21 protein-coding genes and 6 pseudogenes are annotated in these 20634 nt (G+C 59.1%); 13 read left to right on the forward strand and 14 right to left on the reverse strand.

Going from position 1 to position 20634, the window contains the following annotated elements:
- The first annotated feature begins 42 nt into the window (after positions 1 to 42).
- The 5 genes and pseudogenes from OHD58_RS29530 to tnpC (OHD58_RS29550) form a co-directional block, all read left to right on the forward strand.
- Entirely contained in the window at positions 43 to 1284 is a 1242-nt protein-coding gene (locus tag OHD58_RS29530; protein ID WP_263807174.1) for a site-specific integrase, read from the forward strand.
- Positions 1281 to 1529 (forward strand): hypothetical protein, encoded by a 249-nt coding sequence (locus tag OHD58_RS29535; RefSeq protein WP_263807175.1) that lies wholly within the window; start codon positions 1281 to 1283, stop codon positions 1527 to 1529. Before OHD58_RS29530 ends, OHD58_RS29535 begins: the two co-directional genes overlap by 4 nt.
- A 104-nt stretch (positions 1530 to 1633) precedes the next feature.
- Positions 1634 to 2242 (forward strand): tyrosine-type recombinase/integrase, encoded by a 609-nt coding sequence (locus OHD58_RS29540; protein WP_263807176.1) that lies wholly within the window; start codon positions 1634 to 1636, stop codon positions 2240 to 2242.
- Positions 2235 to 3245: a site-specific integrase gene (locus OHD58_RS29545; protein ID WP_263807177.1), complete on the forward strand. Its 1011-nt coding sequence runs from the start codon at positions 2235 to 2237 to the stop codon at positions 3243 to 3245. The genes OHD58_RS29540 and OHD58_RS29545 overlap by 8 nt, the downstream gene beginning before the upstream one ends.
- Before the next feature lie 117 nt (positions 3246 to 3362).
- Positions 3363 to 3926: pseudogene (gene tnpC / locus OHD58_RS29550) on the forward strand (IS66 family transposase); the annotation flags it as partial.
- Positions 3927 to 3969: 43 nt separating this feature from the next.
- Here tnpC (OHD58_RS29550) and OHD58_RS29555 read toward each other — a convergent pair.
- The 4 genes from OHD58_RS29555 to OHD58_RS29570 form a co-directional block, all read right to left on the reverse strand.
- A complete protein-coding gene (locus tag OHD58_RS29555) occupies positions 3970 to 4569 on the reverse strand; it encodes a UPF0149 family protein (protein ID WP_263807178.1) in 600 nt (199 codons plus the stop codon).
- A complete protein-coding gene (gene tnpC / locus OHD58_RS29560) occupies positions 4566 to 6128 on the reverse strand; it encodes an IS66 family transposase (protein ID WP_263807179.1) in 1563 nt (520 codons plus the stop codon). The genes OHD58_RS29555 and tnpC (OHD58_RS29560) overlap by 4 nt, the downstream gene beginning before the upstream one ends.
- Positions 6129 to 6200: 72 nt before the next feature.
- Positions 6201 to 6551 (reverse strand): IS66 family insertion sequence element accessory protein TnpB, encoded by a 351-nt coding sequence (tnpB, locus tag OHD58_RS29565; RefSeq protein ID WP_263807180.1) that lies wholly within the window; start codon positions 6549 to 6551, stop codon positions 6201 to 6203.
- Positions 6548 to 6760, reverse strand: coding sequence for a hypothetical protein (locus OHD58_RS29570; protein ID WP_263807181.1), 213 nt, complete (start codon positions 6758 to 6760; stop codon positions 6548 to 6550). Before OHD58_RS29570 ends, tnpB (OHD58_RS29565) begins: the two co-directional genes overlap by 4 nt.
- 182 nt (positions 6761 to 6942) lie before the next feature.
- Between OHD58_RS29570 and OHD58_RS29575 the strand changes: the two are divergent.
- Positions 6943 to 7179 (forward strand): annotated as a pseudogene (locus OHD58_RS29575) (transposase domain-containing protein); the annotation flags it as partial.
- Between the two features lie 163 nt (positions 7180 to 7342).
- Here the strand turns inward: OHD58_RS29575 and OHD58_RS29580 are convergent.
- Positions 7343 to 7975, reverse strand: coding sequence for a class I SAM-dependent methyltransferase (locus OHD58_RS29580; RefSeq protein ID WP_263807182.1), 633 nt, complete (start codon positions 7973 to 7975; stop codon positions 7343 to 7345).
- 90 nt (positions 7976 to 8065) lie between these two features.
- On the opposite strand from OHD58_RS29580, the gene OHD58_RS29585 reads away from it, so the two are divergent.
- A complete protein-coding gene (locus tag OHD58_RS29585; RefSeq protein WP_263807183.1) occupies positions 8066 to 8356 on the forward strand; it encodes a transposase domain-containing protein in 291 nt (96 codons plus the stop codon).
- A gap of 41 nt (positions 8357 to 8397) precedes the next feature.
- Here the strand turns inward: OHD58_RS29585 and OHD58_RS29590 are convergent.
- Both OHD58_RS29590 and OHD58_RS29595 read right to left on the reverse strand, forming a co-directional pair.
- A pseudogene (locus OHD58_RS29590) lies at positions 8398 to 8505 on the reverse strand (hypothetical protein); the annotation flags it as partial.
- A gap of 38 nt (positions 8506 to 8543) precedes the next feature.
- On the reverse strand, positions 8544 to 9245 hold the full coding sequence (locus tag OHD58_RS29595; RefSeq protein WP_263807184.1) for a class I SAM-dependent DNA methyltransferase: 702 nt from the start codon (positions 9243 to 9245) through the stop codon (positions 8544 to 8546).
- A gap of 470 nt (positions 9246 to 9715) precedes the next feature.
- Between OHD58_RS29595 and tnpA the strand changes: the two genes are divergently transcribed.
- The 3 genes and pseudogenes from tnpA to tnpC (OHD58_RS29610) all read left to right on the forward strand — a co-directional run bounded on the left by tnpA (position 9716) and on the right by tnpC (OHD58_RS29610) (position 12102).
- Positions 9716 to 10162 carry an IS66-like element accessory protein TnpA gene (gene tnpA, locus OHD58_RS29600; RefSeq protein ID WP_263807185.1) on the forward strand — a complete coding sequence of 149 codons (447 nt, stop codon included), beginning with the start codon at positions 9716 to 9718 and terminating at the stop codon, positions 10160 to 10162.
- Entirely contained in the window at positions 10159 to 10515 is a 357-nt protein-coding gene (gene tnpB, locus OHD58_RS29605) for an IS66 family insertion sequence element accessory protein TnpB (protein WP_412177318.1), read from the forward strand. The genes tnpA and tnpB (OHD58_RS29605) overlap by 4 nt, the downstream gene beginning before the upstream one ends.
- A 109-nt stretch (positions 10516 to 10624) precedes the next feature.
- Positions 10625 to 12102, forward strand: a pseudogene (gene tnpC / locus OHD58_RS29610) (IS66 family transposase).
- A gap of 260 nt (positions 12103 to 12362) precedes the next feature.
- Here tnpC (OHD58_RS29610) and OHD58_RS29620 read toward each other — a convergent pair.
- From OHD58_RS29620 to OHD58_RS29630, 3 genes and pseudogenes are all read right to left on the reverse strand, one after another.
- A complete protein-coding gene (locus tag OHD58_RS29620) occupies positions 12363 to 13463 on the reverse strand; it encodes a uridylate kinase (protein WP_263807186.1) in 1101 nt (366 codons plus the stop codon).
- Between the two features lie 188 nt (positions 13464 to 13651).
- The gene (gene ectB, locus OHD58_RS29625; protein ID WP_412177320.1) at positions 13652 to 14962 is read right to left on the reverse strand and encodes a diaminobutyrate--2-oxoglutarate transaminase; all 1311 of its coding nucleotides are present in this window, start codon (positions 14960 to 14962) and stop codon (positions 13652 to 13654) included.
- A 183-nt stretch (positions 14963 to 15145) separates the two neighbouring features.
- Positions 15146 to 15603, reverse strand: a pseudogene (locus OHD58_RS29630) (transposase); the annotation flags it as partial.
- Between the two features lie 3 nt (positions 15604 to 15606).
- Here OHD58_RS29630 and istA point away from each other — a divergent pair.
- From istA to OHD58_RS30870, 3 genes and pseudogenes are all read left to right on the forward strand, one after another.
- A pseudogene (istA, locus tag OHD58_RS29635) lies at positions 15607 to 16419 on the forward strand (IS21 family transposase); the annotation flags it as partial.
- Positions 16393 to 16752, forward strand: coding sequence for an ATP-binding protein (locus tag OHD58_RS29640; RefSeq protein ID WP_412177321.1), 360 nt, complete (start codon positions 16393 to 16395; stop codon positions 16750 to 16752). The pseudogene istA and the gene OHD58_RS29640, both read left to right, overlap by 27 nt.
- Entirely contained in the window at positions 16688 to 16831 is a 144-nt protein-coding gene (locus tag OHD58_RS30870) for an ATP-binding protein (protein WP_412177319.1), read from the forward strand. Before OHD58_RS29640 ends, OHD58_RS30870 begins: the two co-directional genes overlap by 65 nt.
- Before the next feature lie 359 nt (positions 16832 to 17190).
- On the opposite strand, the gene OHD58_RS29645 is transcribed toward OHD58_RS30870, so the two are convergent.
- The 4 genes from OHD58_RS29645 to OHD58_RS29660 form a co-directional block, all read right to left on the reverse strand.
- A complete protein-coding gene (locus tag OHD58_RS29645) occupies positions 17191 to 18021 on the reverse strand; it encodes a LuxR family transcriptional regulator (protein ID WP_263807187.1) in 831 nt (276 codons plus the stop codon).
- Positions 18022 to 18318: 297 nt separating this feature from the next.
- Positions 18319 to 18609 carry a hypothetical protein gene (locus tag OHD58_RS29650; protein WP_263807188.1) on the reverse strand — a complete coding sequence of 97 codons (291 nt, stop codon included), beginning with the start codon at positions 18607 to 18609 and terminating at the stop codon, positions 18319 to 18321.
- A 558-nt stretch (positions 18610 to 19167) separates the two neighbouring features.
- The gene (locus OHD58_RS29655) at positions 19168 to 20181 is read right to left on the reverse strand and encodes a 1-aminocyclopropane-1-carboxylate deaminase (RefSeq protein WP_263807189.1); all 1014 of its coding nucleotides are present in this window, start codon (positions 20179 to 20181) and stop codon (positions 19168 to 19170) included.
- A gap of 74 nt (positions 20182 to 20255) precedes the next feature.
- Positions 20256 to 20429, reverse strand: coding sequence for a hypothetical protein (locus tag OHD58_RS29660; protein ID WP_263807190.1), 174 nt, complete (start codon positions 20427 to 20429; stop codon positions 20256 to 20258).
- Between the last annotated feature and the right edge of the window lie 205 nt (positions 20430 to 20634).

The following is a 20634-nucleotide window of genomic DNA, read 5'->3' on the forward strand; positions in this document are numbered from 1 at the left end:
TGTGTCTCCTATCGAGCGTAATCAGCTCAATAGGAGATCAGTATGCAAAAGATGATCGTCATACAGCCACGGCCGCGCGCTTGGGTGGAAGGAAGTATTCTTCAGCCTTACGTTTCGCAATACGGGGAGCATTTGCAACGAAGGCGATATGCTCCGGGCACCCAGCGCGCCTACATGTGCTGCATCGCGCACTTCGCCCATTGGCTGACACAGGAGGGGTACCGCCTGGAAGCGATCGGTCAAGTCGCCGTCATTCGCTTTCTCTCGGAACACTTGCCGGCATGCGTCTGCCCCGATCCGGTCCGCCGTATTCGTCATGACCTGCAGGCGGTACTTGGCCACCTTCTGGAGGTACTCAAAGCTGGCGGCGTGGTGCCGCAGTATCCGGCTCGGAACTCCGCTATCGAACAGGAGTTGACGCGTTTCGATACCCACATGCGAGACGTCTGGGGTTTGGCAGACAGGACCCGTCGGCGGCGCTGCAAAGTGGTTAAGGAGGTTCTTGTCGAACATGTCGGCGAGCAGCCCATTTCGATGGCGACAGCCACGACCGTCCGTCACTTCATCCTCGGCGAGCAGGGGCGAGGCTCCGCAGCCATCGCCGCGATAGGCGCCACCATTGCCTTCTATCTCCGCTTTCGCAGTATATCCGGCGATCGGGTGAGCGAACTGAAGGCCGCAATTCCCCGAGTCGCGCGCTGGCGGTTGGCGTCATTACCAGAGGTTCTGACCGATGCCGAGATCGACCAACTGCTGAGTTCGTTTGATCAGTCGTTTCCGTCGCGCCTGCGAGCTTATGCGATGGTGCGGTGCCTAATCGATCTCGGCCTGCGATCCGGCGAAGTCGTCAAGTTGCAACTTAACGACATCAACTGGTCCAATGGTACAATCAACCTTGTCGGCACCAAGAGTCGACGGGCTGATACTCTGCCCCTGCCAGTCTCAACAGGAGCGGCGATTGCGGCCTATCTGCGTGAGGAGCGTCCTACGACGGCGAACCGAGCCGTATTTGTTCGTCACGTCGTACCCTACGACAAACCGATCACAACCAAGAGCGTCGTACGCGCAGTATTGGCCGGCTACCGAAGATGTGGATGGACGCGAACCGGGGTCCACATTCTCCGCCACAGCGCTGCCAGCCGACTTCTACGCGCCGGCGCGCCGATGAAGGAGATTGCGGACATCTTGCGGCATCGAAGCCTCGACACGTCCGCCATCTATGCAAAGGTTGATCTGAACAATCTATCTGCTGTGGCTCTGCCTTGGCCGGGGAGCGCACAATGATCAACGCACGCACGATGCTCTCGTTGGCCGAGGACTATTTGTCCGAGCGCCGCGCCCTTGGTTTTAAGCTCAGGATGGAGGGCCATTACATCACCGCTTTCGCCCTGTTCGCAGACCAACACGGTCATCGCGGCCCACTCACCGACGGTGTCGTTCTGAACTGGGTGCAAGGTCAGGCCAAAAAAGCTACCCCGCTCTCCTGGGCCCGGCGCCTCGAGGTCCTTGCCCGTTCACGAGGTATCTGACGCGGGTTGATCCCGACACTGAGTTCCCTGAGACCGCGATCTTTGGTCGTGCACATCGACGCCTCACGCCGCATATCTATTCAGAGCAGGAGATATGCGATCTCGTGGCTGCCGCTTCGCGGCTGACTCCCAAGGGCGGTTTGCGACCAGCGACATACGCAACGATCTTCGGACTGATCGCGGCTACGGGGCTACGACGCTCGGAAGCACTCCAGCTGCGCTACGGCGATATCAATCTCGACAGCGCGGTCCTTACGATTCGTAATACGAAGTTCCGTAAGTCCAGGCATGTGCCTATGCATGCCACCGTCGTAGCCGCGTTGCGGCGCTATCTGGAGGTTCGTGCGCGTCATGGCGCTCTCTCCAAGGATTCGCCGCTGTTCCTCTCCTCAGAGGGCGGATTCATCGCGGAGCGGAGGATCAATAAGATTTTCCAGAAGCTTCGTACCAAACTCGGTTGGGCCCCGCGGGGCGGCCATCGTGAAGTGCGCATCCATGACCTGCGCCACACCTTTATTTGCCGCCGCGTTCAGCTTTGGCACGAACATGGCGCCGATATCGACAATAGGATGGCAGCGCTCTCGACCTACGTCGGCCACGCCAAAATCTCCGATACCTATTGGTATCTGACCGCCGTCCCAGAACTCATGGCGGTCTCTGGCAGGCGTTTCGAGCTTTTCGCAGCAAATGTCGGAGGAGATTATCGTGTCTGATCTCAACCCGACACCGTCCTTCCCCATCCTGCTTCAACGCTTCTTTGTCGAACATCTGGGCAACCAGCGAGCTGTCAGCCCTCGCACCATCGCAGCCTACCGGGACACTTTTCGATTGTTGCTTGGCTTCGCCGAAGCGAAGATTGGCAAGGCGCCCACCCGGCTGATCTTGGCCGATCTTGATGCGCAATTGATCCTGGACTTCCTCGACCATCTGGAGAAGGAACGGAGCAACGGTGTGCGCACGCGCAATGCCCGCTTGGCGGCACTTCGCTCCTTTCTGAAGTATGCCGCCCACTACGACCTGACTGCGCTCATCGTCATCCAACAGGCACTGGCCATTCCGATGAAACGGTTCGACCGGCCGGTCCTGGGATTTCTCTCGCGCGAGGAGATGCAGGCGATTCTTGACGCGCCGGATGCGCGGACCTGGGCAGGTGAACGGGACCGCACGCTGTTCAGCCTGATGTACAACACTGGCGCCCGTGTGTCCGAAGCCATCGGCCTACGCGTCGGCGAGGTTATCGTCGATGGCGCGGCGGTTGCACACTTGCATGGTAAGGGACGTAAAGACCGTAGCGTGCCGCTTTGGCGTACGACAGTCAGCTTGATCCGTAACTGGAAACGTCGGCTGGCTTTCACAAGCGAGGAGGACTTCCTGTTTCCGAACCGTAGCGGAGGGCGCATGGCGCGTTCAAACGTCACCCAGCGCTTTGAACTTGCGGTATCGGCTGCGGCGGAACGTTACCCGCAACTCGCGAGCCGCTCGATTTCGCCTCACACCATCCGCCACACCACAGCGATGCATCTCCTGCAGTCCGGCGTCGATATCAGCGTCATTGCTCTGTGGCTCGGTCATGAGAGTTCCGCGACGACGCATATGTACCTTCAAGCAGATCTCGCGATGAAGGAACGTACCCTCAACCGACTGCAGCCCATGACGTCCAGTCAAGGTCGATATCGTCCGCCGGACCAGCTCATGCAGTTCCTGATGAGTCTCTGAAATTATGCGCAGTTCGCCAGCCGGAAGTCGTCCGAGAATCCGACGGTTAAAGCCTCCTGCCTCAGCAATCTGCGCATAATCACGAGGTGCACATAATCGCGCTTATGGAGATCTCTACATAAGCGCGATGACCGGCCATAGGGTGGAAGCGACCCACCGGGCGTCGCCTATCTCTATGCGCCAGAACGAAAGGCGGAGCGACCAATCGCCCATCTGGCGGGCTTTGCCGGAATCCTGCAGGTAGACGGATATGGTGGTTATCGCGTACTCGCCGACAAGAGCGGCGTAACGCTCGCCTTCTGCTGGGCGCACGTGCGCCGGCGCTTTTACGAACTCGCCGCAGCCGGCCCAGCGCCAATCGCCAGCGAGGCGCTCCGGCACATCGCGGAACTTTACAGAATAGAGGACGACATCCGCGGCCAGACGGCGGAGGCACGCCATGCCGAGCGTCGGGAAAGGAGCCGGCCGCTCCTGGCCGAGTTCGAGCCGTGGCTGCGCGAGAAGCTCGGCCTGATCAGCCAGAAGACGAAGCTCGCCGAGGCGATCCGCTACACGCTCTCACGCTGGGAAGGGCTCGCCCGCTTCATCGATGACGGCCGCATCGAGATCGACAGCAACGTGGTCGAGCGCTCGATCCGCCCGATCGGTAAGCGGTGCGCCAAGGCACCTTTCCCGAAATCGTCTTTATGGTTAGGTCGCTTGTTGGTCGGCGCACCGGCGCCGATCACTCCGAGTCATAACGGGTGACGTAGTGGAGTTCGCGCAGGGCGGGGATGACGAGGGCGATGTCTTTGTACGCCTCGTGCTCGATGAAGCGCGCGGTCTCGGGCCCCGGCCTGGGCTTACCGAGAACGGGCCTGCCCTTTTTGTCGACGCAGTAGATCAGGATCGGCAGCAGCAGGCCGTGATTGGGGTTGTTGAGGTCGAGTAGCGATTTCCATTTTTTGATGTTGAGATTGATGGCCGCGTAGAACCCCTGGCACCACGGCCGCGGGTCGATGCCGCCGCTGGGCTTGGTAGCGAATCGGGGCGCATAATCCTGCGGTCTGTCGAAGAGCGTCTCGTTGATCCGGTTGTGGATCCTGGCGACGCTGGCAAACACGGCGTGATCGGTTGCAGAGCCTTTGGCCAGGACGTCGCGCCGCAACCCCATGAGCGGGCACATCCAGTCTTGCGGGTCCGCGAACCGCGGCCCGGTGACCGCCGCCGTTACGAAGCCATCCAGCGCCGACATCGTCCGCACCAGCGGGCGGGGGTTGGTCTTGACGGCCATCCAGGCCTCCAGCGCCGCGTCCGACAGCGCCATGTCATTGATCGCGCTCATGCCGCCAACGGGAGCGGCATCGCTTGGCGGCGCACCCAATTCCATGGCATCAGCTCGTCCCAGCGCGAGGCTGGCCAGTCGTTCTGGATGCGCTCGGTGATATCGGCCATGTAGGCTTCGGCATCGACGCCGCAGAGCTTGCAGGTTTCTATGATGCTGAGCACGACCGCTGACCGCTCCGCCGCGGCGAAGCTGCCCGAGAAAAGCCAGTTGCGCCTTCCGACCGTAAATCCACGAATGGCGCGCTCCGCGATCAGGTTGTCGGGCTCGAGCTGGCCATCGTAGAGGAAGCGATTGAACGCGCGCCATCGGTTGGTGCCATAGGCGAAGGCCTTGGCGATATCGGCATGGCGCGACAAACCCTTGCCCTGGCGCGTGAGCTGTCGTCGCAGCGCGAGGACCAGTGGTCGGGTCCGCCTTCGTCGTGCGGCCAATCGCTCGGCGGGCGGCAGCCCCCGTATCTCTTCCTCGATCCGGTAGATCGCCTGGATACCGGCCATCGCCGTCGTGCTGAGCTCGGTCGGCTGGCTGTCGTGAACGTCGAATATCTTGCGACGCAGATGGGCCAGGCAGGCAGCTTCTCGAATGGCGCCGCCCTTGTAGAGCTGATTGTAGCCGCTGAATCCGTCGGCCTGGAGGGTGCCGGAAAATCCGGCGAGCTCGCTCATCACGCTCTCGCCGGCGCGGCCCATGGTGGCGCGATACCAGGCGATCGGCGGCTCCTTCGAACCCGAATTGCGGTCGTCGGCGACATAAACCCAGAGCGCGCCCTTGTGTGTCTTGCCGTTGCCGGGCGCCAGGATCGGAAGCCGCGTGTCGTCGGTGTGAATCTTGCTGCGGGTAAGGCCGATCTCACGGATGCGGTTGTAGATCGGATCGAGCAAGGCGGCAGCGTAGCCGGCGCTGCGCGCAAGCGTGGATCGCTCGATATCGACGCCCTTGGCGGCCATCATCTGGGCCTGACGGTAGAAGGGCAAATGATAACCCCACTTGGCCATCATGATATGGGCGAGCGCGGCATAGCTGAGCTTGCCGCGTGCAATGGCCTTGGCTGGTGCCGGCGCCTGGATGATTTTATCGCAGGTCCGGCAGCTGTACTTGGGTCGAATGGTCTCCATTACCTGCCAGGCCTGGGCGACCAGATCGAGCATCTCCTCGCTATCTTCGCCCATGGCGCGCAGATCGCCGCCGCAGCCCGGGCAGCATGCGCAAGACGGCTCGCGAACGACCCGCTTGCGCGGCAGGGTGGGGTTGAGCTTACGCACCGGCAACACCCGCACCTTGTCGCTGTCCGCGACGATAGGCAGTTCGAGATCGGGCACGCTGGCGGCGAAATCGGTCTCGAGATCTTCGAGTTCGAGCTGCATCTGGCCGAGCTTCTCGGAGGAGCGGCCGAAGGCCTTGCGGTTGAAGCGATCGATCCGCAGCGCGGCCTCGGCGCGCTCTCTTCGCAGCTGCTCATCGCGTTCGGCAATGGCGATGTCACGGGCACAAACCGCCGCCTCCAGAAAGGCGATCCGGGCGATGAAATCAGCGTTTGAGGGGGCCTGTTCCGACACCCAAATTACATACCCGAAAGGCCTCCGTTACGGAAGCAGAATCGACACAAAATCAATAAGAAACGAGCAAAATCAGCCAGCCATACGTGGTCGATAAATCTTGTTTGGCCGGCGCCAATCGATCCCGTCCAAAAGTAGCGAAAGCTGTGCCTTGGTGAGCGACACGGTCACCTGATCCTTGGTGGTCGGCCAAGCGAAACACCCATCGGAAAGGCGTTTTGTAAAAAGGCAGAACCCCTGGTCGTCATGCGCCAAAATCTTGATGATATGACCCTTGCGTCCTCGGAAGCAGAAGATCGCGCCGGTATGCGGGTCGAGCGCGAGCACCTGCTGCACCATGCGCGCCAGGCTGTTGATCCCGCGGCGCATATCGGTCTCACCGCAGCAAAGGTAAATCCGGTCGGTCGGCACCACCGTGATCACCTGGTCAACTCCGCCAGGACGATACGCAGCGCTGTCGGATCGACGGTCCCGTCGATCCGCAATCGCGCGCCGTTCGGAAAGGCCACGACGATCCTGCCGGCCGGGTCCGGGCAATCGGCGACGGGACGCTCGACCTCGGGCGGATCGTTCACTTCGATCCGCGCGAAAGTTGCCATCGCCCGATCGGCCTCGAGCTCGCAACCGGCCATCTGCTTGCGCCAGGCATAGAGCTGTGACGGAGCTACGCCGAACGCGCCCGGGCACCATTGAAAGCTCTTCGGCCGCCGCGGCGCCGCTTAACTCGGCGACCATATCGCCCCTCGCATGTTCCAATGTCATGGCGCGAAAGCTCCATGTTCATCAGCCTATTGCAAGGTGCCTTGGCGCACCGCTTACCCCGATCGCGCTCAACCGAAAGAACGCACTCTTCGCAGGCTCTGACGGCGGCGCCGAGCATTGGGCCGTCATCGCTTCGCTCATCGAAACTTGCAAGCTCAACAGCGTCGAGCCGCTCAGCTATCTCGCCGATGTTCTCACCAGGATAGTCAACGGCCACCCCAACAGCCAGATCGACGATCTCCTGCCCTGGGCCTACGTCAACCAGCCTGAGCTAAAGGCCGTGGCCTGAGAACAGTGGCTACGCTCGACATCGTTCGGCGCAGCTGCCTGTGATTGTTGTACGGCGACCAAATATATATGCCTGCCGCGCCTGACCGCAAAAGCAGCCGAGGGGTAACGTTACTCGTCCAAACGACGGCATTCTGGGCTGACCGTCAAAGATCTCCGGATGGCTATGCGCGTCCCCGGACGATGATCCCATAGCGCCGGATCGGCGCACCACTGGGGGTAATCTGCTCGGATTCGACCGTCTCAACATGAACGTCTGTAAAGCCGGCGGCGCGGCAGAGCGCATCCCAGCTCGCGGCGTCGCGGAGGTGGAAGCCGTGTTCCGGCCGGGCGAAATCCGGCGCTTCCCTTGGCGCCAGACAGGCCATTGGCATCGAGCCGCCGGGGCGCATCACCTCTGTCCAGAAATGAATTACTCCGATCGAGAAAACGCTGTCAAAGCTGTCTTCGGCACAAGGCATATTCTCCGCCGAGGCCAGATCAAAGCTTGCTTTGCCGGAAGCGACGAGGGCGGCTTTGAAGGTGGAGGCTTCCGTGACCATTGTTGGGGAGATGTCGATCCCGCAATAAGTGACGTCCAGCGCTTGGGCGATCACATCGGGCACAGTGCGCCCGTTGCCGAAGCCGATTTCGAGCACGCGGTTGCCCGCATCCCCGCCCAGAAGCGCGACGTTCTTGGCATTCGCTTGCCTGTTATTCTCGTTCAGCCAGTCGGCAACGGCGAGGCCTACAGCGCCCTCGGGGTTGCCAAGCTGTCTGGCGCGTTCTGCGAGGGTGAGCGTTTCGAAGACGGCCATCGTTGATCCCCAAAGGTCTGCGCACATGATCCGGTGGCAGCCCCAGAAACACAAGCCTGCCTGTTGGCAGGAGTGTCTGAAAAACCTTGATTGCGTCGCCCCCCGCTGATCGAGACCTGCAAGCTCAACAGCGTTGAGCCGCTCAGCTATCTCGCCGACTTGCTCACCTGGATCGCCAGCAGTCATCCCAACAGCCGGATCGACGAGGTTCTACCCTGGGATCTACATCCGTACTCCAGAGCTCAAGGCTGTGGCCGAAGAACACCGCTTACTGAACATCGCAACCCTCCGAAAATGATTGAAACAAAGCCCGTATCCAGAAAAACTGCTACACATCCTCCGCGAGAGTTAGGGTCTACGTTTTGTGAGACGTGGCCGTAGCGTTCCCTAATCGACTGTGGCAGCGCAAAGTACCGCCGGGAAGCTCGAATGGCTTGTGCGACGCGTTCGTTCAGGTTGCCCTGCTTGACAAGGTAGAAGCCCCCTTGCTCGTGGCAGGCTATCGTAGGCGCTCGCGCCTTCATCTGCATCGGCTGCTAGTTTCGCCAGCGAGATTGCGGTAGTGTCTTCATAGCTTCTCGTCAGTTGGTGCGGTGGCCTTATGGGGCACCTTGAAAACCCAGTAGTGCGCGTCCTCCTCGTAATATCTGGCACCGTTTAGACAATGTGCCGGTACAAGGATGCCCCCATCGTGCAGACGTCGCACCTCGCCTTCAAAGGACGTCGCCTCCGCATAGCTCTTTCGGACGCTTGCGATGACCAATCCGTTGGGGCGCGTGACGCGAGCCAATTCGCGCAGCCCATCCGGTTGGGCATGCCTGTGCACGAAGACGCCACAGCAGACCGTGATGTCATAGCTCGCGTTGGAATATTCGGAGAGCGGGCCGTTGAGGTCGACATCGCCCCGCACATGACGGTACACGCGGGTCTCTCGGGCCTTTTCGGCCATTTCCTCGAATAGGTCAAACCCGTCGATCAACTGAAAGCCAAGGCGTTCCAACTGCACACCGACGAGGCCTGTTCCGCAGCCAGCGTCAAGGATCGCGATGGCTGCTCGCTCCTTGGCTAAATAGGCCGTCTGCATGGCGGCCGCCAGCTCCGCCACGACAATAGGCCCGTAGTATCCGTGACGGTTCCTCAGATTGTAGCTACCGGCCTGTTCGCGATAGAACTGGGCCAAGTAACCGACATCGCCGTCGAGTGTATGGGAAGCCTTGATGCGCTTTCGTGCTGCTTGATCCAGCGCGGCCTGTTGATCAGGGATTTTCATGACAGTTACTCCATGGAGGGACAGTGGGATCCGGCGCAGTCCTGTTCGGCGGCCCTATTGCTGGGGTTCTGTGTTACGGGAACGACTGCGTGCACGGCGCTTCCATCAACCTTCATAAGAAATGGGACTTCCTTCACCGGGGATTCGTCGCTTTGCGATCAGTCTCGCACCCATTCCAAATATCTGCTCGATATATGGAGCGATCAAGGACGTATAAATTAATAATTAATGAAATTATATTTCGTATAACCGGGTTAATCTTCGTTAGACAAGGGGACAAATTTCACAATTCGCCAGCCTGATGGTGGGATAGTCGTCGTAGGCGCTCAGGCAGGGTGTTCTTGCCGCGAGCATACGCAGGTTCACAATGTCGTCGGTCATCGGTTCTTCGAATGTGAGCGCTGTCCCGGCGCCACCTTTCGCGCGTGGCCGTGAGCCACGATGCTCGGAGCCTTTGAGGGCTTCAACACATGACGGTTTCAGAGCTTACGCTTAAGTCCAGGGACGAGGAGCCGGTTCGACGGCTTGAGATATTCACGGGTTCTGGACGGCGGCGCGAATGGTTGCCGGAGGAGAAGGCGCGGATCGTGGCGGAAAGCTATGATGCCGGCGAGACCGTGAGCGCTGTGGCCCGGCGATATGCATTGTCCCCGCAGCAGCTGTTCGCCTGGCGCCGGTCCGCGCGGGTGCCATTGGCGAATACGCCGTCACCGGAGCCGTTGTTTGTTCCAGCAGTGGTCGCGGCACCGGAGCCCAGTCCGGCGGGGGAGCGCGCGAGATCGACGCGGAAGCGAAAGGCCGCGCGAGAAGCTGGCGTGATCGAGCTGGAGATTGACGGTGTCGCCATGCGGGTCGGTCGTGGCGCCGACGCCAGGACGGTGGCGGCGGTGATCCGTGCGCTGAAGGCGTCGTCGTGATCGGGCCGACGGGGGCGGTCAAGGTGATGGTCGCGACGAAGCCAGTGGACTTCCGCAAGGGCGCCGAGGGTTTGGCCGCGCTGGTGCGCGAGACGATGGGCGCCGATCCGTTCTCCGGCGCGGTCTACGTCTTCAGGGCCAAGCGCGCCGACCGGGTCAAGCTGGTGTACTTCGACGGCACCGGCGTGTGCCTGCTGGCGAAGCGTCTGGAGGACGGGAAGTTCTGCTGGCCTGCCATCACCGATGGCGTGGTGAGGTCGTCGGCGGCGCAATTGCAGGCGCTCCTGGAAGGGTTGGATTGGCGGCGCGTGCATGACGCCCGCGAGACGCGCGTGCCGGTCGCGGCAAATTGATTCCACGGGCGGCCAGAGACGCTGGCAAAGCATTGGAATACATGATTGAATCGGCCTTGTGAGCAACCCGGCCGAGCCTCAGACCAACGATCCGATCGCGCTTCAGGCGATGCTCGCGGCGGAGCGCGCCGAGAACGAGCGGCTGCGCCAGATCATCAAGGAACTGCAGCGCCACCGCTTCGGCCGCAGGGCAGAGAGCCTGCCGGTCGACCAACTGCTGCTGGGCCTGGAAGAGGCCGAGCAGGTCGAGGCGGAGGGCTTCGCCGCAGAGCACGCCGCCGATCCTGCTAAGCGCGAGGCTCGCGCCAGGAAGCGCCGCGCCAACCGCGGTTCACTGCCCGCGCACCTGCCGCGTATCGAGCAGGTCATCGACATCCCCGACAAGATCTGCCCGTGCTGCAAGGGGATGCTGCACGTCATGGGCGAGGATTGCTCCGAGCGCCTCGACATCGTGCCGGCCCAATTCCGCGTCATCGTCACGCGCCGACCGAAGTATGCCTGCCGGAGCTGCGAGGAGGTCGTGGTGCAGGCGCCCGCAGCGGAGCGCCTCGTCGAGGGGGGCATCCCGACCGAAGCGACCGTCGCCCACGTGCTGGTGTCGAAGTATGCCGACCATCTTCCCCTGTATCGCCAGGCGCAGATCTATGCCCGGCAGGGCGTGAACCTGGATCGGTCCACGCTCGCCGACTGGGTCGGCAAGGCAGCCTTCCTGCTACGGCCGATCCACGAGCGGCTGTTCGAGCGGCTGAAGGCGTCCGGCAAGCTCTTCGCCGACGAGACCACCGCGCCGGTGCTCGATCCCGGGCGCGGCCGCACCAAGACGGGCCAGCTGTTTGCCTATGCGCGCGACGATCGCCCCTGGGGCGGGATCGATCCGCCCGGCGTCGCCTATCTCTATGCGCCCGACCGCAAGGCCGAACAGCCACTCCGGCACCTTCAGGGCTTCGTCGGAACCCTGCAAGTCGACGGCTACGCTGGATACCGGGCGTTGGCCGAGCGCAATGCCGTGAGCCTGGCGTTCTGCTGGGCGCATGTCCGTCGCCGGTTCTACGAACTGGTCCAGTCCGGACCCGCGCCAATCGCCACGGAGGCGCTCCAGCGCATCACCGAGCTCTACAGGATTGAGAGCGAGATACGGGGACGCTCGCCCGAAGAGCGGCGCACCGCCCGCCAGGAGAGAAGCCGCCCCGTCATCGATACCCTCCAGCCATGGCTGCGCGAAAGCTCGCCCTGGTCAGCCAGAAGAGCAAGCTCGCCGAAGCAATCCGCTACCCGCTCTCGCGCTGGGCCGGACTTGGTCGCTTCCTCGACGACGGCCGCGTCGAGATCGACTCCAACGTCGTCGAACGCTCGATTAGGCCAATCGCCCTCAATCGGAAGAATGCGCTCTTCGCCGGTTCCGACGGTGGTGGCGAGCACTGGGCGACCATCGCCTCGCTCGTAGAAACCGCGAAACTCAACGGCGCCGACCCATACGCCTATCTCGCCGACGTCATCACCCACATCGTCGCAGGCCATCCGCAAAGCCAGATCGACGACCTGCTGCCCTGGGCCTATGCCCCCGGGCCGCTCAAGGCCGTGGCCTGAGAACAGCGGTTACCTTCGAATCAGCTTGGTCTCAGAGTTAACGCGGGTGCTGGCGTGGGAGGAGTATCGCGACGCCAATCCAGGCGGCCTTCTATATCTATTTTTGCATGACCTTACCTGGAAAGGACGCGTACACCAGACGATACGCCAGATGCACTCCGCGGCGTGAAGGTGTTTGGCGATTTCGCCGGCGACACCTTCAACATCTTGGATCCAATCACCGGCCTAAAGCTGTTCGTCGCAACGATGGGCGCCTCGAACTACACCGACGCCCCAAACGGTACGCTAACTACTGCAGGATACATTTGTTCGTGGATTTGGCGCACCAGGGAAATGGCGCCGTCATAATCGCCGACCAAATGCACGAGCAACCCCGAAGAATCAAGTTCTGTCACCACATTGCTTAAGCCAATGAAAACCGGACCAATGTCCGCAAGCGAGACTAGTCGCTGGGCAAAATCGATGTCGCTTACAATACAAACCCTCACCCCGTGACTGTCCTCCAGGCGAAGGACGTTGATGTCATGTCTAGCAAGAAGGGCGCAAAGGCTGTCGCATTCTTCGAGGCTGGCGCATGAAAACACCGGGCTGTCGCGAGCCACGGTCACAGAACGGGCGTTGCCATGACCTGATACGATCGTGCCGGTGATGGCTCCGTCGCTGGTCAGCGATTTACAAATAATGGAAACCCTGTGCTTTTCGGCGTAATGCACCCCCCTGTGGTGGAGAACCTTTGCGCCGTGTAGGGACATCTGTAGGATCGTCTGATAGGCAAGCTCCGGAATCAGTTGTGCTCCTGGGACAAGATAAGGGTCTGCCGTATAGACGCCCGGAACATCTGAGTAGATTTCGCAAGCGTGCTCTCCTAACATGGAGGCTATTACGATAGCTGTCAGGTCGGAGCTGTTTCTGCCCAGAAACGTTAACCTGCCGGACTGATCGATTGCCTGGGCGCCAGCGGCAACGATCACATCATGCTCCAGCAATGCTGCCATAATTTGCTTAGGATCTACGCTTTCTATTGACGCGCGACCGAAGTCCGAATTCGTACGTATTCCAAGGGAATAGCCGTTCAAAGACATGACCGGTATCCTCAGCCGGCTGATGGCAGCCTCCAAACAGCAGGCACTGATCATCTCTCCAGTTGCAAGTGCTGCATCAACGTTCGATGGTGATGCTTTCTTGTTGACGTTGAGCATCACCTCTTTCAGGTTGTCAGTTATTCCCGACATCGCGCTGACCACGGCAACGATTTTGCCTTCGCCAGTTGCTAGTCGGTCGGCTATGTGCCCAGCAACTCGATGGTAGTCTTCAGTATGTCGAAAAGAGGAGCCCCCGAATTTCAGAACCGTCGCGTTCATGTTCCACCAATCACGTCGTAAGCAATTTGCAAGCTATGCGATGAGAGATGCGTTCAACGCGCAGCCCCCACTCTACGCCTCAAGGGGTTCAGTCGGTCACGTCGCAGTGTGATCCTGTAGCATCTTCGATTTCGGCAGCCATTAATTGACATGATCCCCCCTCTGTAAGCACCACAGCGTGGATCCGCTTAGACGCTTGCATGCACAGAACGGTCCAAAATGTTGAGACCGCGTTGAAGCGTCTGCCCGTCGATCGTCAAAGGAGGAAGGAGCTTGATAACCTGGTGCTCGGCGCCGCATCGCTCTACCACAAGTCCATCTTCAAAGGCCCTACGGACGATTTTCTCCGCCAATTGGCCTGTATTACAATCGAGCCCGAGCATCATGCCCCTTCCGCGAACGGAAAGGTTATGATCTCCGCTACTTTGAGCAACCTGGTGAAGGCGCCCGCTCAAAATGCGTCCTGTTTCCGCAACGCCATCAGACAGCTTTTCACTAGTCCAATATTTTCGCAACGCAGCAGTCCCAGTCACTAGCGCAAGGTTGTTGCCTCTGAAAGTTCCATTGTGTTCGCCCGGCTGCCAAACGTCTATTTCAGGTTTTAGCAGCAAAAGGGACAGTGGCAGTCCACAGCCGCTGAGGGACTTCGACAAAACAATCATATCCGGAGATAAATCGGCAAACTCGAAACTGAAGAAACTACCTGTTCGTCCGCAACCCGCCTGAATGTCATCAACAATCAGGAGAATGCCGTTCGTTCTGCAAAGTCGCTCGAGCGACTGAAGCCAATTCTTGCTCGCAGTGTTGATGCCCCCCTCGCCTTGGACAGTTTCTAGAATGATGGCTGCGGGTAGGTCGACACCACTGCTTGCATCAGCAAGTAGCCTCGCCAGATATTCCGAAGTGTCGTGATCGGCTCCCCAATACCCATCGTAAGGCATGAACACTGCGCCGGCTAGAGGAAGGCCTGCTGCGTCTCGGCAGTGCCGATTACCCGTTACGGCAAGCGCGCCCAAGCTCACTCCATGAAAGCCGTTGGTGAATGAAATTATAGTTTGCCGACCAGTGGCCTTGCGTGCGAGCTTTAAAGCCGCTTCCACGGCATTGGCGCCGGTGGGGCCGGGGAACTGAAATTTGTACGCTAGGCCACGCGGATGAAGTATTGTCGCGTCAAAATTCTCCATAAACTCTCTTTTTGCAGAGGTAGCCATGTCAAGACCATGAATAATACCGCGTAATTCAAGGTATTGCCTTGCGGCATTTAGCAAATCGGGATCGTTATGGCCATAGTTGAGGACGCCCGCGCCGGAGAGAAAATCGATGAACTCGAAGCCACTCTCATCCTCGAGAATGGCTCCCGCAGCCTTCCTGAACACAACAGGATACGATCGCGAATAAGACCGCACGTTTGACTCGAGAGTTTCGAAGGCAAATAGCGAGTTGGAGGTACTCTCTTGAAGCACAATCGTTTCCTCATCTAAATGGTGGCGCCATAGCATCCCAATCGAAGCATCCCAATCGAAATTCTGATGGCTTCGCAGTTTTAGACGGTAACCTCGACTCGTGCGCCTACCAAGGATGGTAGTATCTTTCAGTCGCGACGAGAGAGAGGCGTCGACGATACGCCAGCGATCGGCAAAGGCCATGGCGATGGCTGGAACCTTGGACATGTCAGTGGTTCCAGCGATGAGCTTCGGCAGCCGCACCAGATTGTAGGCGGCGGCGCTGAGGGTGAAGCCCATCCGACGCGGTTCCGGCGGCGCAACTTGGTTTGGCGCTGACCGGCGACCGTCTTGATCCAGCCGAACGCCTCTTCAATGCGCTTACGAATACGCTGACTGACAGCATAGCCGCTATGCCGGGTGGTGCGCCCGTCGATGGCCGAACTATGGCCGCTGGTGTTCTGCGCCACATGCGGCGTCACCTTCATCGAACGCAGTTCGTTGACGAAGTCCTCCGCATCGTAGGCCTTGTCGGCACCGAGCGTGATCGCCTGCGGCCGGTCGGCGCGGGGCTCGATCATGTGCAGTGCCACTCGCTCGGCATGTCCGTCGGCCAGCGTCAGGCAGGCATCGACCAAAAGGCCGTGGCGGTTCTCCATCAGCCCATGCCCGATGAAACACAGCTTGGTTTCCTTGCCCCGCACACGGACGTTATCCGCCAGGAGTTGGCGGACGAACACGGGATCGTTATCAGCCTGCGTTCGGTGGAGCGTGGGGTACAGCATTGGCGCCGGGAGCTAAAGGCGCAGAAGCGGGCGACAGTCCGCTTCGAGACGGCGCCCGGTCATCAGATGCAGATCGACTTCGGCGATACCCGTGTTTGGATCGGCGGCGAGCGGGTGCGGATCCATGTGTTTGTCGGGACGCTTGGCTATTCGCGCCGGATGCATATCCGGGCCTCGCAGAGGCAGCGCCAGGCCGACTGGTTCGAAGGGCTGGAGGGCGCATTCCTGCGGTTCGGGGGCGTTCCGGCGGAAGTCCTGATCGATAATGCGAAGGCTCTTGTCGAGCACCATGACGCGGTGACGCGCGAGGTGAGGTTTAACGCGCGGCTGCATGCCTTCGCCCGGTACTGGGGCTTCAAGCCGCGGGCCTGTGCTCCCTATCGAGCGCGCACGAAAGGGTAGGACGAACGCGGAGTCGGCTACGTCAAGAAGAACGCGATCGCCGGGCGCCGGTTTGAGAGCTGGGCGGCGTTCGAGGCGCATCTGGACCGGTGGACGCGCGAGGTCGCCGACCAGCGCGAACACGGCACGACCGGTGTCGCGCCGGTGGAACGCTTTGCCGCTGAAGCTCGTGCGCTTCGCCCGCTGGCCGGACGCGCGCCGTTCAGACAGCTGCGGGATCTGGTCCGCAAGGCTGGCGACCTGTCGCTGGATTGCCCATGGCGACACGCTCTTGTTGCTGGGGCCTCCGGGAACGGTGCTGTGAGCCTTGGTCGCGAGGCGATCCGGCAGAATTACAATGTTCAATTCGTCACTGCGGCCACGCTGGTGGCGATGTTGGCAAAAGCCCATGACGACGGCTCGCTCGACAAGCAGTTGACGATCTTATCACGTCCAAAATTGCTGATCATCGACGAGCTCGGCTATCTTCCCTTCGAGGCCAATGCCGCTCACCTGTTCTTCCAACTGGTGTCGCGCCGATACGAGAAGGGATCGATCCTGATTACCTCCAATCGTTCGGTGGGCGCGAATGGGGAACGTTTTTGGAGATCCCGTGGTGGTCACCGCGATCCTGGATCGCCTGCTTTACCATTCCGCGGTGATTACTATCCGCGGCGATAGCTACCGTCTCCACGAAAAGCGCCGGTCCGGCGCCCGAAACCAACGAAACAGCAACCCAGTGAAGGCGGTCAGTTCCTGATGTCGCCAAAGGGGCCAATTCCTCGTGTCGCTTGACAAAGCCGGATCGTTCCCGTGGACGACGGGCAAGGCGATCTCGTTAGCAGGCACGATCCTGGGACGAACTCTCCTAAGATCGTTCAACAGATTGAGACGCCTTGCGCTACTGACCTCATCATGCGGCGGCCTAACGTCGAAGTCTGTGAGCACCACCTTCTCGCAGTCACTCCCGATCCGGCCTGATTAGTAGAGCAAACGCACAGGGGCCAAATCAAAACCCCTCGAAAAGCCCACGATATAAGAATCATATCATAATAACTCAAGTATATTTCTCATACGAAAAGCCAACGTAAATTTTACTTAACGAGATTTACAATAGAATTATAGTTCTATAATTCCGTTGTTGACCGCCTTTATAGCGGCAACCGTCCTGCTGGCGACATCAAGTTTTCGCATTACGTTTTTTATGTGAAAGTTTACAGTGTTATCAGATATATCTAGAATTTTCCCTATCTCCCACGACGTTTTTCCTCGTGCTACCCACGAAATACATTCCTTTTCTCTTGGAGAGAGGCCAAAAGGGCCCTTGGCGCAACTCGAAAGCACGAACTCGGCGATCCTCAGATGGAAGTATAAGGCAACAAGTTCCAAGTAGGTGACTGCTATATTCCGGAAATCCTGGTCATATACTTGCGCAAAACTTACAACTGCAAAGCTGCCATCGGGGCGGTGCAATGGAATGCTGATGCCTGACCTTAGGCCGAACGTCGCAGCCTCGTCGAAAACGCGTCGTTCGTCTTCAGTCGTACTTGCATCGTTGTACACCTCGCTCCAACGAAAGGTGCCTGCCCGCTTTCGGCTCGTCTTAATAATGGGGTCTATCTTGTCGTAGCCCATCTCGAAATAGCGCTCCTGCCATTCGTCAGGATAATTCAGCATGGCCACAGGATCGCACTTGACGGGCTTCAAAAATCTTTGGTTGCCAGTAAGATAGCTATATGCAATCCACGGGCAATCAAACTTCAGGGCAAAAGCACATACTAGGTCGAACAACTTCTCGGGTTGAGCAACACCATCAGCCTGGTCGAGAAATCGGCCGAACTCGACGGCAAATGCATCTTTGGCTGCCGCTCGCAAATTCGTCGAGGGGACTAAAGAAAACTGGTCGGAAACGCCGATTTCCAGCCTTCGAAGCTGAGAGACTGCAGTCATCCGCGGGCTCGCCATAGTCTCTGCTCTGCAGCCACTTGCGCCTGGTGCGCCAATCTGCCGGTTTAAGGCGCCGTCTTCGCAGACGGACAGCGCTGAAGCTCTACCCCACCCTCGCGTTGCATAAAGTTATTTTGTGTAAAAGTTATTTTTCAAAAGCTTTTGTGAGCGTAGAGAAATTGCAAAAAAGCTTGGATGTAAGATATTATTCCAGTTGGACACCTTCTGTAATCGGTCAACGACCTCCTCGGCGGTTTCAGCGGTCCTCGTCGTCTGCGGGTTTCACGCTTCTGTTCGTGGTCACCGCTGTGGGTGCCACATTCTGGGCGCTTCGATGGTGGGTTTGAATGCTGCCAGCGCGAACGCGTAATCTTTGGATCGCAAGGTGTCCAACGCATTCATTCTGGCCCACACGCTCTCCGCATTCTCACGACGAGCGTAGCTATTCATGTATGCGCCATCATCGAAAACATGGACCATGAATACGCTCACATGCAGCGCTTGCAGGCGTTGTAGATCCCACTCCTTCATTCCTACAAGCGTCGTGAAAATCCGGATGCCATGGCCTCTGGCGTAAGCGTGCTCGACCATTTCGGTGCAATCCGGATTGAACCAAGGCTCGGAGTACCGGAAAAACCAATGTCGACGGAAGTTGGTACGCGCGCCAGACATCCCTTGAAATCTTCAAGCCGAAGACGGTTCGCATGAGAGACTGCTCTTTGCCGATGGGCGAACTTGTCCTGCGGGCAACAGGAACATCCGACGATGCAACCTGTGGTCGTCGTTATTTCCAAAATCCTGCCGCCTGGGACGACAGAGATCATCGGATATGAATCCACTTTTCCGGTGCTCTTGGCCACTCTCTAATTGCTAACAGAAAAAGTCCACTCGGATAGAACGTTGCTTCAGCCACCAACAGATATTGTATCATCGCCCCTGCGATATCGGTCTGTACAAGATTCATCCTGCAATACTCAAAATAATATTGTCCACAAACTTGGGATTATTCAGCAAAAATCCATCGATCAAAACATTTCCGCATAACTCCGTCAACGTCGCGATGGTTGATCATCCGCCGACTCCCTCGGTTGCCGGGCGGCCCTCGAAAGAAAGCATCGGCAGGACGGCGCAATCGCAATCTGTCGAGCGTCAGCCGCTGCGGAAGGTATAGCTGTAGCCGTTGACCGCCGGCGCGCCGCCGAGATGCGCGTAGAGGACCCTCGATCCCTCTGGAAAGAAGCCTTTCTGAATGAGATCAATCATCCCTTGCATCGATTTTCCCTCATAGACGGGATCGGTAATTATCCCCTCGAGCCGCGCGCACAGGCGGATGGCCTCCTTGGTTTCTTCGGACGGAATGCCATAACACGGGTACGCATACTCCTCGAACAGCACCACGTCGTCTTCGACGATTTCCGTTTCGAGATCGACGAGCTTCGCTGTATGTTGGGCAATGTTTAGCACCTGCGCCTTGGTTTTGGTGGGGGTGGCAGAGGCATCGACACCGATCACGTTGCACTGTCGACCGTCCTCGGCGAATCCGACGAGCATGCCGGCATGCGTTGAGCCTGTGACCGTGCAAACAACGATGTAGTCGAAGGCAAAGCCAAGCTGTTTCTCCTGGGCGCGCACCTCTTCCGCGAACCCCACATAGCCGAGGCCGCCCTTTTCGTGAACAGACGCCCCGGCGGGTATCGCATAGGGTCTGCCGCCCCTTGCCTTGACCTCATAGAGCGCTTTTTCCCAACTGCGGCGGATGCCGATGTCAAAGCCCTCGTCGACCAGGCGCAGCTCTGCTCCCATGATGCGGCTCAAAAGAATGTTGCCGACCCGATCGTAGACGGCATCCTCATGTGGAACCCAGCTCTCCTGAACCAGGAGGCATTTCATGCCGATCTTGGCGGCGACCGCGGCGACCATCCGCGTGTGGTTTGACTGCACGCCGCCGATGGAGACCAACGTATCGGCATTTGACGCGATGGCGTCGGGGATGATGTATTCGAGCTTGCGCAGCTTGTTTCCGCCAAATGCGAGACCGGAATTGCAGTCCTCGCGTTTGGCGTAGATTTCCACCTTGTCGCCTAGATGCTTGCCAAGGCGGTCGAGCTTCTCGATGGGCGTTGGTCCAAAGGTGAGCGGATAGCGTTCGAATTTTTTCAGCATTTTCTCTCCGGCAACTCGTGATTGAGCTAAAATTAGCTTGCACGGTCATTCTAAAGGCATGTTTGATTTGAGGTTTAGCTGCCTTCCTCCAACGTTCCAGAAGAGGCCCCCATCATTAGTTCCAGCGCCATTTCGTCATCGAGACGAAGCGCCCGCAGGGCGGCGTCCTGCAACAAAGCTACTATGCCTATGGCACCGAAAAGCTGCATTTCCCGAATTAAATAGAATGACCGGAGTGCGGTCGCCATCGATGTATCAAGCCTGTATTCCTTGCAAGTTCCGCTCAATATTCAAGGTTGATCAAAAGTATCCTGAGCGCAGACCTTGTCATGACTGACCTTGCCCCCAGTTTCTATCCAGTTTTGAGTTCGTTTCGGGCGTGGGTTGTGCCCTGCTGGGCGGGTGAAGCGACGGGCGCTGGCGCGGAGCCTTTGGCATAGCGCAGCGCGAGCG

The sequence above is a fragment of the Mesorhizobium sp. ZC-5 genome, from assembly GCF_025753855.1.
Lineage (GTDB): Bacteria > Pseudomonadota > Alphaproteobacteria > Rhizobiales > Rhizobiaceae > Neomesorhizobium.